The sequence below is a fragment of the Ruminococcus gauvreauii genome, from assembly GCF_025151995.1.
In the GTDB taxonomy this organism is placed as follows: domain Bacteria; phylum Bacillota; class Clostridia; order Lachnospirales; family Lachnospiraceae; genus Ruminococcus_G; species Ruminococcus_G gauvreauii.
In genome coordinates this window covers 2,653,532-2,667,142 of the sequence record NZ_CP102290.1, presented here as the reverse complement: position 1 = coordinate 2,667,142, position 13,611 = coordinate 2,653,532, and the positions used below count along the sequence as shown (strand labels likewise).

General features: G+C 47.9%; 12 protein-coding genes. All 12 read right to left on the bottom strand.

The genetic code is table 11. The annotated features are described in order from the left end of the window. Positions 1-14: 14 nt before the first annotated feature. Positions 15-998, bottom strand: coding sequence for an ABC transporter ATP-binding protein (locus tag NQ502_RS12840; RefSeq protein WP_028529929.1), 984 nt, complete (start codon positions 996-998; stop codon positions 15-17). Between the two features lie 32 nt (positions 999-1,030). Next, positions 1,031-2,620: an ABC transporter substrate-binding protein gene (locus NQ502_RS12835; RefSeq protein WP_028529928.1), complete on the bottom strand. Its 1,590-nt coding sequence runs from the start codon at positions 2,618-2,620 to the stop codon at positions 1,031-1,033. A gap of 38 nt (positions 2,621-2,658) precedes the next feature. Continuing rightward, entirely contained in the window at positions 2,659-3,570 is a 912-nt protein-coding gene (locus NQ502_RS12830) for an ABC transporter permease (RefSeq protein WP_028529927.1), read from the bottom strand. Beyond that, the gene (locus NQ502_RS12825; protein ID WP_341349435.1) at positions 3,531-4,562 is read right to left on the bottom strand and encodes an ABC transporter permease; all 1,032 of its coding nucleotides are present in this window, start codon (positions 4,560-4,562) and stop codon (positions 3,531-3,533) included. The genes NQ502_RS12830 and NQ502_RS12825 overlap by 40 nt, the downstream gene beginning before the upstream one ends. 30 nt (positions 4,563-4,592) lie before the next feature. Next, complete coding sequence (locus tag NQ502_RS12820) at positions 4,593-5,228, bottom strand: class I SAM-dependent methyltransferase (RefSeq protein WP_044983554.1); 636 nt, start codon at positions 5,226-5,228, stop codon at positions 4,593-4,595. Between the two features lie 281 nt (positions 5,229-5,509). Further along, positions 5,510-6,523, bottom strand: coding sequence for a LacI family DNA-binding transcriptional regulator (locus NQ502_RS12815; RefSeq protein WP_028529925.1), 1,014 nt, complete (start codon positions 6,521-6,523; stop codon positions 5,510-5,512). A 133-nt stretch (positions 6,524-6,656) separates the two neighbouring features. Continuing rightward, positions 6,657-7,442, bottom strand: a complete 786-nt coding sequence (locus tag NQ502_RS12810; protein WP_028529924.1) for a TIM barrel protein — start codon at positions 7,440-7,442, stop codon at positions 6,657-6,659. Positions 7,443-7,489: 47 nt separating this feature from the next. Then, entirely contained in the window at positions 7,490-8,533 is a 1,044-nt protein-coding gene (locus tag NQ502_RS12805) for a sugar ABC transporter substrate-binding protein (protein ID WP_028529923.1), read from the bottom strand. A gap of 27 nt (positions 8,534-8,560) precedes the next feature. Further along, positions 8,561-9,379, bottom strand: a complete 819-nt coding sequence (locus NQ502_RS12800; RefSeq protein WP_028529922.1) for a sugar phosphate isomerase/epimerase family protein — start codon at positions 9,377-9,379, stop codon at positions 8,561-8,563. Between the two features lie 309 nt (positions 9,380-9,688). Next, on the bottom strand, positions 9,689-11,182 hold the full coding sequence (gene galT / locus NQ502_RS12795; protein ID WP_028529920.1) for a UDP-glucose--hexose-1-phosphate uridylyltransferase: 1,494 nt from the start codon (positions 11,180-11,182) through the stop codon (positions 9,689-9,691). Between the two features lie 17 nt (positions 11,183-11,199). After that, positions 11,200-12,189, bottom strand: coding sequence for a UDP-glucose 4-epimerase GalE (gene galE / locus NQ502_RS12790; protein WP_028529919.1), 990 nt, complete (start codon positions 12,187-12,189; stop codon positions 11,200-11,202). A gap of 27 nt (positions 12,190-12,216) precedes the next feature. Further along, a complete protein-coding gene (locus tag NQ502_RS12785; protein WP_028529918.1) occupies positions 12,217-13,497 on the bottom strand; it encodes a galactokinase in 1,281 nt (426 codons plus the stop codon). Between the last annotated feature and the right edge of the window lie 114 nt (positions 13,498-13,611).

The window sequence follows — 13,611 nt, the reverse complement described above, 5'->3', positions numbered from 1 at the left end:
GCTCCTTTCCCCGATCAGCGGATAATCTTCGGCGCCCGGCGGTCTAAAAGCCAGGTTGCCGCATAATGCGTATCTGTTATCTTAAACATGGGCGGCATCTCTTCATAATCAATTCTCATAGCGTATTTATTCCGCACAGCGAATGCATCTCCCCTGGGCAGGTCAATCATAGTCGGAGGAACACCCGGAATCGTCTCCAGCTTTCCGTCCTTCGCAAAGTCCGGCAGCGCCCCCAGCAGCCCCCATGTATAGGGATGCCGCGGATCATAAAAAATCTCCTCCGCAGTGCCGGTCTCAACAATTTTTCCGGCATACATAATCGCGATTCGGTCGGCAACACCCGCCACCACTCCCAGATCATGAGAAATAAAAACAAAAGAAATACCCTTTTCTTCTTTCAAAGAACGAATCAGGTGCAGGATTTCCGCCTGAATCGTCACGTCCAGCGCAGTTGTCGGTTCATCTGCAAAAATCACGCGGGGCTCGGACGCCATGGCCATAGCGAGTACACAGCGCTGTCTCATGCCTCCCGAAAAATAATGGGGCTGCAGATAAAAGCGCTCTTTGGCGTCGTCTATTTTCACCAGCCGCATCAGGTCCACCGCAATCCCTTTCGCTTCTTCCCTGCTGATTTTACGATGCTTCCTGATAGCCTCGACCATTTGTTTCCCGATTGGAATCGTTGGGTTTAACGAAGTCATAGGATCCTGAAAGACCATGGAAAATTCGCTGGAACGCAATCTTCGCATCTGCTTTTCCCCGTATCCGGTGATATCCTCACCGGATACCAGAATCTTTCCCTGCCTGATCTTTGAATTTTCAGGAAGTAATTTCATGATCGACTGTACCATTACGGTTTTTCCGCAGCCGGATTCACCCACAACAGCGAGTACCTCTCCGGCATCCAGCTGCCATGAAACATCCCTGACCGCTTCTACTTCACCCCTCGGCGTATCAAAGCTCACTGATAAATTGGAAACTTGTAAAACAGGCTGCATAATCTATCCTTCTCTGTGGTATTTACTTTTGTTTACTCCAGTGTCCATTCTTCAACGTTCCACATAACACCCCGGGCATGGTGTCCAAGTACCCTGCTGGTATCGAGTCCCTTCAGTCTGGAAGTACCGACATAGAAGCCGTCCAGATAGGCGATCAGAAGGATGGAAGGCTGCTTGGCATATACCTCTTCAAATTCCCCGTAGAGCTCTTTTCTGACAGACTGATCCCGTTCGTGGCGCGCAGCGCTCAGCAGTTCATCCACCTTTTCATTGCTGTATTTCTGTGAATTCTGGCTTCCGTCACTCGTAAACATTTTGAAGCACTGATCCGCATCATACTGGCACGCTTCTCCGTACACAAAGCCGTCAAATTCTGTAGAATCCCAGGAACTGTCAATTGCAATATCCATTTTCACGCCGGCATCCTCCAGCTGTTTTGCCAAAAGCTTGCCTATGTCCACACGCTCTTCTTCAGAGTCTGTGATATGTACCGTAAATTCAAACTTCTGCCCATTGCGTTCATAGATACCGTCGCTGCCCTTTTTCCAGCCCAGTTTTTCCATCTCTTCGGCGAATTTTTCGGTATCATAAGTATATATATCCGCACCGGTATTTCCGCCCATCTCACTCAGCTGGATCGGGCTGTAGGCTGCGACGCCCTCCCCGTCCAAAACGCTGCTGACGATGGCTTCTTTATCAACCGCATAGTTTAATACCCCGACGCTGTCCGCATTATTTTTCCAGAAATCCCTGTTAAAGTTCATGGAGACACCGCGGAAATCTGCTGTTTTATATTTTGTGATAGTAAATCCGTCCTTACCCTCAAAGGTCTTTGCAAATGTTGCGTCCAGCCATGCCAGATCCACCTCACCGGTCTGCAGCATGGAGGTCTTTGTAGTTTTATTATCTACAGGCTTAAAAATAAGTTTTTTGATATTCGGTACTTTATCATAATACTCTTCATTGCTTTCAAAAGTAATGGTGCCGCCGGCAGTGTCCCAGGAAACAAATTTGTAACGGCCCGTACCTACCGGATTCTGGTTAAAAGTATCCGTAGTGACATCTTTCCCCTCAAGCAAATGCTGCGGAAGAATACCTATGGTAAAATAATTCGATATTGCAACGTTATATGCTTTCATCTTAATTGACACGGTATGGTCATCCACTTTTTCAATGCTTTCGATATCCTTATAATCGCTGGTAACAGAGGAAGACAGTGTTTCATCCTCCGTCAGAAGTTTATAAGTGAACAACACATCATCCACTGTAAAATCCTCTCCGTCATGCCATTTCACGTCATCGTGAAGTTTAAACGTATAGGTCATCGTCTCTTCGTCATAGCTGTAACTTTCCGCCAGATCTTCGACCGGCTTATTATTGCCGTCGTATTTCAGCAAACCTGAAAAAACAATATCCGTCATTTCATTTTCATTGACAAGGGGATTGATCGCACTTTTTGACTCACACGCAAACACCAGCGTGCCGTCTGTTTCTGCCGGAGCCTCTGAAGCTGATTCTTCCGTTGATTTTGCAGAATCAGTTTTCTGACTGCAGCCGGCCAGACCGGTACATAACATTGCTGCAATCACAGCAATGGATACAATTGACTTAAGTTTCATCATATTACCTCCTGAGATAACTTCTTTTTTATTTTTAATCATTACAAGTTTGATAAACGGCGATTGACCTCTTTCCTGAAATACTGTCCGATGTTCGTGATGCACACCAGCGTTATCGTCAAAAACAATCCGGGGATCAAAATGACCCACCAGGTATTCAGCATCAGTGCGCGGTTGGCAAGAGAAAGCATGCTTCCCCATGAAACCACTTCGACCGGAAGCCCCAGGCCAAGGAAACTGAGTGTTGCCTCTGTTGTCATGCTGTTGCTGATGCTGGATACTATCACAAACATAATCGCAGATACAAAGTTCGGAATCAAATGCCGCAGCATAATGTGACCGAAACCAGCGCCCATACTGCGGGAAACCAGGACATATTCCTGATTGCGGATCTGCCGCACCTCACTTCTCACGATACGCGCCAGATTAAACCATCCGAGAGCGCCGATCACCAGGGAGAGTGTCCATACATTATTACTGTCAAAAAAGCTGGTGAACAGCAGGATCAGCAGGATAGAAGGAATGCTTCCCGCAATCTCTGTCATGCGCATCATAACCGAATCCACATGTGAGCCGGCAATGCCGCTGATACATCCATAGGCAATACCGATCACCGTCGTAATTGCCGCACTCAGAAGTCCGATCGCAATCGATGCTCTCCCACCGCTCCAGATCAGAGAAAAGATATCCCGTCCCATAGAATCCGTACCAAAAAAGAATTCACTGTTGGGTGCCTGATTGATATTGTCCAGATAAAAATAGCCTGGATCATGATTTGCGATCACATTTGCAAACAGACAGCCTCCGAAGATCAGCGACAGAACCAGAATGGAGAATACCGGTTTCCCCCTCAGCCTGTCACGAAAGGAGGGTTCTTTCAATTCAGATACCTGTTTCCGATAGTCCAAACCGACTATCTCAAACAGCCCCTGCTCACTCGTCTTTTCTTCCACGCAGATTCCTCCCCCATCTTCATTCTCGGATCAATCACTTCATTTACAGACTGTGCGATCAAACTGCTGGCAATCACCAGAACGCCAGTAATCAGTACAACGAGCATCAGAAGATTATAGTCATGATACTTTGCACTGGAAACACCCAGCGAACCAATCCCTGCATAGTTAAAGACAGATTCCGCAATATAGGTTCCGCTAAGGACATGCGGAACGGAGATTGCCATAATACTTATGATCGTCGGCGCAATGTTTCGCAGGCAATGTCCCCACAGGATTCTGTTTTTTCCCAGGCCATTCGATTTTGCAAGCAGCACATAGTCCTTACGGACCTCGTCCAGCAGCTTATTGCGGAACATGCAGGTATAATACCACAGATGACTGGCTACAATAACGATCAGCGGCAGAATCATATGGCTGATCCGGTTGCCGATGCTGTCCTCCATGCCCGGATCATACGCCCCGCTGCTCGGCAGCCATCCCAGGCCAATACTGAAGATCATAATGAGCACAACGCCAAACCAAAAAGGCGGAATATAGTACATAATGGTTCCAATTTTACATATCAGCCTGTCCAGCCAGCTGTCCTCAAACCGCGCACACACAACGGCAAGCAAAACCGACAATAAAAAAACAAGAATATAACCTGCCGCTCCCAGGATCAGTGTATTTCCGATAAGCGGGGCAATGACTTCCATCGCCGGCATTTTGTACTGAAGGGAGATACCAAAATCACCCTGAACCGCGTGCTCCACCCACCGTACATACTGAATCCAGACAGGACCGTCCAGGCCCAGCCTGGATCTTGCCGCTTCCAATTCAGCCTCCGACATTGTCTGTGCATCAGAGCCATAGAAAGTCTGTACCGGATCGCCGGGAGCATATCGCGCAAGACAAAATACAACTACGGACAATACAAAAATTGCAGCACAGAACACGAGGCAACGCTTTATCATATTTACTGCGATTTCTGCTTCTCTCTTCCTTTTCACCCGTACCTCCCCTTCCATTTTCCGGCCTGCTTATTCTGCTTTTGTTCCTTCTCCGCAGATCCATTCTCTGCCTTCTTTTCCGTGAATATGTACATCCTGATACCCTGCTGCTGTTAACAGTTCTCCAAACTCAGCAAAAGAAAGATTACGCATATTCATACTGCTCAGATGTGCTTTTTCTTCCTCAGAAAGCCCGTCTCTCCAATGTACACAGCCTGTAATGTAAACCTTTCCTCCCGGCTTTAAAACCCTTAGAATTTCTTTGAAATCCTGTTCCAGATCAGGCCAGAAAAAATAGCTCTCAATAGAATAGACCTTATCAAATGTATGATCCGGAAAAGGAAGCCTGGAAACACTGGCTTCGATAACAGTAAGGCTGCCCCCCGCAATGTTCTCAGCATTTTCTTCTTTCGCAGCGAGGACTGCCGTTTCCGAATAGTCCACTCCATATAGCTTTCCTGATGTAATCCGGCAGGCTGCCCGCTTTAATGCATGTCCACCGCCGCATCCAATCTCTAAAACTATTTCATCCGGCTGTATATCCAATAGCTCCAGCGTCCAGTCAGTTACCGGAGCATGATGATGCGACATATCTGCCAGCATTTTTCTTCCATCCTCTCCCATCGGGTAACCACAATAATTCTCTCTTTTATTCACCTGATTCATTCCACTGCCTCTTTCTTAATCTTCCTATGCACAGTTCCTTGTTTACTGACAGATACATAATACTATCGCAATTTCTCACTCACAAGCCCCGGTCGGGGTTCTTTTCACAAAATGAATTCTCCCCTGTTTTATCCGCTTTTTGCCGGCAAATTATTTTGTCATATCCCTATCCGCAGGATATGGGGTCCCGGATAGGAACGTTCTTTAAACCAAAACGGCTGACAAAGACGGTTTCGTACCGTCTTCATCAGCCGTTTTCATATACCTGCCTTTACATCTCGTCACTCACTTCCCCCGATGCGGGCGACAGATTCTCTTTCTATAAATTCCGTACCGATATACAGTTTTTCCACACATTTATCCTTCTCTTCCATCATTCTCAAAAGCCTGTACACCGCTCTTTCCCCCATTTTTTCGAAATCAGCACGAACAGTAGTCAGTTTAGGCGTTGACAGCTGGCACAGTCCGGCATCGTCAAACCCGATCACTGAAATATCTTCCGGAACCCTCAATCCGCGCGCCTGCATCGTTTTAACCGCCATAATCCCGATCAGGTCATTGTCCGCAATAAACGCGGTCGGAAGCTGCTTCTGTCTGTCAAGATAAGTGCCGATCTCCTCTTCTAATGCTTCCGTGTCCTGGGTCACTTCCACAATATCTTCCTCCCTGAGCTGCAGCCCCATCTGGCGGAGCACCAGTTCCACGCAGTTTCGCCGGTCCTGCAGGCATCCGTACGGCAAACCGCATCTCAGATACCCCACCGCCTGATGGCCTTTTTCTTTCAGATACTTCACTTCCTCATAAATGCCATATGCATTATCTATATTGACCGTATTCAGAGGATAATCCGGGAAAAAGCCATCCAGGACCACAAGCGGGGTCTTTGCCCCCAGCAGAACCTTGTCCGGCGAATGAAAATATTCCGTGCCCAGAAATACGATTCCCCTGATATCCGCCTTTTCGTCTGCCTCTCTGATTTTCTCCTCAAGTTCTCCATGTCCGGCATAAATTAAAGAACAGATATAATTTTTCTGTTTACAGACTTTCTGCACCCCGCCCAAAAGCATCGCAAACGTGTTGTCTTTGCGATTGGACAGATATCTGGAACTGATGTAATAGATAAACAGAATTGTCCCCCGTTCTTCCTGTTCCTTTTTGATGGTATAACCATTCTCGATTAATTTCTCTTCAATGGATTTTCGAAGTTCATCTCCCACTCCCGGTTTCCCGTTCAGCACCAATGATACCGTAGATGGAGCCACACCAAATACCGCTGCTATTTCCCGAACTTTCATATGTGCCCTGCCTTTGCATTCTTAATAACATACTAATCATATTATCAACAAACTTATGAATAATGTCAATAAAAATCCAGTCGCTTCGCCAGAGCAGGGAACATACCAATATCGTTTCCGGCACAGTTTTGTCTCAAAAAACTGACATAAATGCCTTTACCGCTTCTGCTGAAGATGCAAGCGGAAAGAGTTCACACCCGACAAGCCCATCATATCCCAGCTCCTGCAGCTTTTTCACCACACGGGGATAGCAGACTTCTCCGGTCCCCGGCTCGTGCCGGCCGGGGACATCCGCGATATGTACTTCCGCAATCATATCTTGATACTTCTCAAGAGAATTACAAATATCGCCTTCATTGATCTGCATGTGATACACATCGTACAGCAGCCTGACATACGGCGAACCCAAAACACCGATAAAATCGGCCGCCGTCTGTGTGTTCTCCATAAAATAGCCGGCATGGTCATATCGGATATTTAACGGTTCCAGCATCATGACGATTCCTGACTTTTCCCCCATATCCGCCACTTCTTTAAGCGTATCAAACATGGAGCAGATCTTCGTCGTTTCCGAAAGATCCTGACACCGCTCATATACACTCCCGTCACGGTTCAGCGCATTGGACTGTATGATCAGGCCTTCTGCACCGACCAGCTTTGCCGCCTCCACGGATCTTTCCAGATATTCCAGATAGGAAGCCTTATGTTCCGGACGTATCATGGAGTGAACGGTATCCCCGCCTAAAAATCCGGCAATCCCAACCCCGTTTTTCTCTGTTTCTTCCTTTATGACGTTTAAATCTTTATCGATCCAATGCCAGAACTCCACATGCGAGAATCCGTCAGCCGCTGCCGCCTCGATTCTTTCATAAAACGGAAGCTCCGTGTAAACAGCCTCAATACATACGCTTTTCTTCACAATTTACCTCCCAGATCAGGTTGCTTCCCGTCATCATCATCCGTAACTCACTGCGGGAGTTTCGATTCCAGATCTTTTACAAATTCCGCCCCGTTTTCCTGCGTCACGATGATCTGTCCGGAATCTATCCGTGGATTTACTTCTTCACCGTTTGCTATGGAAACTGCCGTATCCACTGCGATGATCCCCATCGTGTAGGGGTCCTGCGCCGTTGTTCCCAGCACCTTCCCCTCTGCGATCAGCTTCGCAAAAGAATACTGTCCGTCAAATCCGTACACCTGAATCTTATCCGTCATACCTGCCTGTTCAATCGCACGATAGGCTCCCATCGACATGGTATCCGCGGTCGTAATCACCAGGTCAATGTTGTCATATTTTTGTATCAGGTTTTCGGTCACCTGCAGCCCTTTCTGTTCCTCACAGTCGGCGGTCTGTATTTCGAGCACATTGATCCCTGTTTCTTCCAGTCCTTTTTGCAGGCCTGCCTCGCGCTCGTCGTGATTGCTGTCCCCGAGTTTCCCCCGGAGTACAATGGCATTCCCGCCTTCCCCGATTTGCTCTCCGGCCCATTTCGCTCCTTCGTAAGCCGCGGTCTCATTTTCTGTCCCGATAAATGTCACTTTCTCCTCTAATGTAGTATCGTTGTCCACAGCCATAACCTTCACGCCTTGTTCCACAGCCTGCTGCAGTACCGGAAGCAGTGTTTCATTGTGCGCCGGGGCAATGCCGATCACATCCACCCCTTTTGCCAGCAGAGTTTCAACGTTTTCCACCTGTTTCTGTACATCCGCTTCAGAGTTTGGAGCAATAACGGTCAGTTCTATGTTCCCCACTTCTTCAGCCCGGTCCTCCGCGCCTTTTTTCAAGAGTGTATAATACTGGTCTGATAAAGATTTCACGACAATTCCAAGTCTTACAGGGCTCTCCGATGCCCCCTTGTCTACTTTGTTTTCCTTCGCATCAGCGGTATCCTCCGCGCGCTCCTGTCCTGCGGCGGTCTTAGACGTGTCATCTTTTCCTCCGCACCCGGCCAGAGAGACCATAATTATCCCCGCTGTCATCCATACGGCTATCATTTTCTTGGTTTTCATACGCTACCTCCTGCAACTTATCTGCTGTTATCTGACTGCCCGTCTCAGAGCTTCCACATCCATCTTCATAATTTCATAACGATCCGTATGTATATCCCGCATATCTTTTCGCTCATACAGATTCTCCAGAATAATCCACCCCGAATAATTCTTCTCTTTTAAAAAGTTAACAACCTCATAAAACCGTGTGATCCCGGTACCCACCACCGCATTCGCCAGGCACCCTTTGGTACTGTCCTTCAGGTGTAACTGGTCCCCGATAAAAGGATAAACGACCTTCAGCACTTCATACCCGTCAATGTCCTTAAAATACAGGTGATTGGCATTATCATAAAATATACGAAAATTTTCTTTATCAACCAGTTCCACGAGCATCAGCTGGTGATTGACCGTCATTTCACTTTCACACGCAATACAGATTCCTTTTTCCGCTGCATAATCGCAAATTTTTCGAAACCGCAGTGCAGCTGTTTTCAGTTCCTGTTCTGTCTGGATGCTGCTCTGCCTGAACAGCGGAATAAACACAAGCGGAATCCCCATATAATCAGCCGCATCCACAGCGCCTCTCCACAGAATATCCGCCGCTTCCCCTAAAGGATGCCCTGTTTCCGCCGCAAAGGGGATGTCGTCGTACCCGCTGCATCCTATATTCGGATACTCGATTTCATAGATGCCTTTTGCCTCCAGATACGCCTCCTGCATCCTTACCTGTCCCAGCGGAAATCCCTGCTCAAAAGTGCCGAAATCGATCGACATACCGTCCAGACCACATTCTTTCACAAACTTCGGTGCAAACACACCTGTTCCCGGCACACAAAAATTACATATCCCCAGCTTTACGTCCAATGGCAGTTTCCTCCTTTTGTTTTGTTGATTTACAAAATATTTTTCGTATTTGTTTCTTCTAGTTTTGCATATTTTGCTGTTCCAGTCAATTTATTTTTAAACTTTTTTACAACTTCTCCTTTTTTCACAGTTTTTGATTTGTTTTTTTGTCTAAATATTATTTTTTGTTTTATAATTGTTTTGTTTTTGTTTTGTAACGGGATATGACCGCGCATCTTTGCATGAAGTGCTTTTATCATACAGGAGGTTACGGACGAATTTCCCATGCATTAAAAAAAGTACCGGTCTTACGACCAGTACTTTTCGTCCTTACAGTTTTTCTATAAAACGAAGAAATGCGGCGTTACCCTCATCCGTTCTTTTATAAACACCGGCGTCTTCCAGGACTTCCCGGAACACGCGTCCAATCTCCCGCCGCAGAATCTCATGGATATTATCCCGGTTCAAATCCGGATAGGAAGGCAGGAATTCCGCCACCCAGTCTGCATGTTTTTCCAGCACGCTGTCGCTCCGAATATCCCTGTTCTCCAGGATCGCCTGCGCAAGCTGTTCCATCTCCGTCTTCAGGCGGGACGGCAGTACTGCGAGTCCCATCACTTCGATCAGTCCGATATTCTCCTTTTTGATATGGTGGAGTCCGGCATGCGGATGGAACACTCCCAGAGGGTGCTCTTTCGTCGTGATGTTGTTTCGCAGAACAAGATCCATTTCAAAGTGCTCCCCTCTTTTTCTGCAGATCGGCGTGATCGTATTGTGCGGCACTCCGTTAGTCTCAGCATAAATAAAAGCCTGTTCATCCGTATAGGTCCGCCATGTGTCAAGAATGTGTTCCGAGAGCGGCGCGAGGCGCCCTGCATCCCGCGAACGCAGCCTGATCACAGACATCGGCCACTTTACAATCCCAGCCTCCACATCCTCATAATCACTGATATGGATATGTCTCTCAATCGGAGCCTTCGCCATCGCAAATTCATGGTGTCCCCCCTGGAAATGTTCGTGACTCAGGATAGACCCCCCCACTATCGGAAGATCGGCATTCGATCCGACAAAATAATGTGGAAACTGAGCGGTAAAATCCAGCAGTTTTTCAAATGCCCTGCGGTCGATCTTCATCGGCACGTGTTCCATATTGAATACGATGCAGTGCTCCGGATAATAGACGTAAGGAGAGTACTGCAGCCCCCACGACTCACCGCTGACGGTCAGCGGTATCACCCTGTGATTCTGCCGCGCCGGATGGTCCACCCGCCCGGCATAGCCTTCGTTTTCCCTGCACAGCAGGCATTTGGGGTATCCCGCTGCCCTGGCTTTTCCCGCCGCCGCGATGGCCTTCGGATCCTTTTCCGGCTTCGCCAGATTAATAGTGATCTCCAGAGTCCCATATTCCGTCTGTGTGTCCCACTTCTCGTCTTTTTTGATCCGGTACCGGCGGATATAATCACTGTCCTGGCTGAGTTTATAAAAATAATCTGTCGCTCTTTCCGGATTTTCCCGGTAAAACTTTCGGAAATTTGCGATCACCGTACTTGGTCTCGGCATCAGTCTTCCCATCAGGGCAGTATCGAACAGATCCCTGTACACCGTCGTATTCTCCTCCAGCAGTCCCTGCTGCCATGCATAATCCAGGATGGCTGCAAGCACCGGTTCCAGTTCTACCGCGTGATATTCTTTTGCAGGCTCCTCATAGAAGGACATTCCCAGCAGATCCAGCAGCTGGTTCGTGGCATCCGTTACATCCTCCGGTTCCAGCAGGCCCGTCTCCACACCATAAGTCACCAGTTTTTTAATATCCGTACAGATCATCGTACTCCTCCTTCGCTTCACCCGGCATATCCCTGCGGATGCTTCTTATGCCATTTCCATGCCGTCTCGATAATGTCCTCCAGACTGTCATGTTCCGGTTTCCATTTCAGTATATCCCGTGCTTTTTGACTTGAGGCAATTAACTGTGCCGGATCGCCCGCGCGGCGCTCTTTTGCCACTGCCGGTATCGCATGTCCTGTCACCTTTCTGGCAGTCTCGATCACTTCCCGCACAGTAAAGCCAACACCGTTCCCAAGATTGAAGATATCACTTTCCCCGCCGTCCAGCAGATATTTCAGCGCCAGTATATGTGCCTGCGCCAGGTCCGTGACATGGATGTAATCCCTGACACAGGTCCCGTCTTTCGTGTCATAGTCGTCTCCGAAAATGCTGATGGATTCCCGCTGCCCGTTCGGAACCTGGAGAATCAGCGGAATCAGATGCGTCTCCGGATGGTGGTCCTCCCCGATATTTCCGCTGACATGCGCACCACATGCATTGAAATACCGAAGAGAAACGTATCTCAGGCCGTGTGCCTTTCCGGTCCATTTAAACATTTTTTCCATGGACAGCTTTGTCTCACCGTATGTATTGGTGGGCTCCGTCCGGTCCGTCTCCATGATCGGGATCCGTTCAGGCTCACCGTAGGTCGCTGCCGTTGATGAGAAGACAATCTTATCCAGGTGATGAGCCACCATACTCTCCAGCAGGACCTTTGTTCCGCACAGGTTATTGTCATAATATTTCAGAGGATCCGTCATGCTCTCGCCCACCAGCGAATTCGCTGCGAAATGGATCGCTGCATCGATCTTTTCACGATCCAGCACTTCATCCACGAAGCTTCGGTCTCTCAGATCTCCCTTATAGAAAACTGCATCCGGATGCACCGCCTGCTTATGTCCTGTTTCCAGATTATCGGCAATCACCACCTCATATCCCGCATCTATCAGTTCATAAACCGTATGGGACCCGATATAGCCGGCCCCTCCCAGAACAAGAATTTTCATCGCAATCATATCTCCTTTCCTTTACCTTTACAGTACCTTTATTCCGCCGTATTTTCTGACTTTCAGCACGTGACAGGCTCCATCGCCAAAAAGCCGTTCCACCGCTTCTTTATACTCGCCGACAAAATCATTCTCCACAAATGCCTGAATCGTCCCGGCGAAACCGCCCCCATGTACTCTGCACACACCGTGATCCCCCAGTACGCTCTCACTGACAGCAAGTCCGACGGACATGCTCTGATTCTGCACATCATGGTTCGTGTACACATTCTGAAGATACTGAAAGGATGAATTCCCGGATTCTTTCACCAGTCTCAAAAAGCTTTCAAACCTTCCGTCTTCCAGGGCTTTTGCCTGTTTCTCCACTCTTTTGTTTTCTTCAAAAAAATGTATCGCACGCAGTACCGGCCTGTCACCCAGCTCTTTTCTCATGTCCGCCATATGTAAGTACAGATCCTTTTCCTCTACGTTTCTCAGTACTTCCTTGCCAAAATAAGCAGCGGCAGCCTTCATCTCCAGCGGAATCTGCGCATAATCATCTGTCAGGTCTTCGTGTGAACCCTTGGTGTCCACAATACACAGACTGTAAGCATACTGCTCCAGATCCACATTCAGTTTTCTTACAACCGGCTGTTTCGGCTCCTGAAAATCAATGTGAATCATGCCGCCGACAGAACACGCCGTCTGGTCCATCAGTCCGCACGGCTTCTCAAAGTATACGTTCTCTGCAAACTGCCCGATCTGTGCAATTTCCACCGCGCCCACTTTCATATCATTAAAAAGCCCGGATATTACCGTGCCCAGTATCGTCTCAAACGCCGCCGAGGAGGAAAGGCCTGCTCCGATCAGTACATCGCTCGTCACATACAGGCTGCATCCGCCCAGAAGATATCCCCTGCTCCTAAGACCTGCAAGCACTCCGCGGATCAGTCCGGCCGAAGTCCCCGCCTCTTCCTTTTTCTTTTCCAGATCATCAAGCGGCACAACGGACATTTCATATCCGTCCGATACAACCTTTACACAGTTTTCCTGATTTTTTCCGGCCACTGCTACCGCATCCAGATTGATGGAGGCAGCCAGCACCATTCCCCGCTGATGGTCCGTATGGTTTCCTCCTACCTCGCTTCTTCCAGGTGCGCTGTAAATGGATACCTTCCCCCCGCCAAACAGCACTTCATAGCGGTTTAACGCCTGTATATAGCGCTTTTTCTGATATTCCAGCACACTCTCGTCCAGATAAATCTCTTTCAGTTTTTCATCATAGTCTCCACGTTCCAACCCGGCTGTCAAAGTTTTGGAATCTTCCATATTGTGTTCCCTCCAATGCCTTACATCTGCTTCTTAAGTAAATCATATTACTATTTTACTAAAATATCAATTGTTTTTTACTCAATAAATAACCTAATTTTTATCGCAATCTTT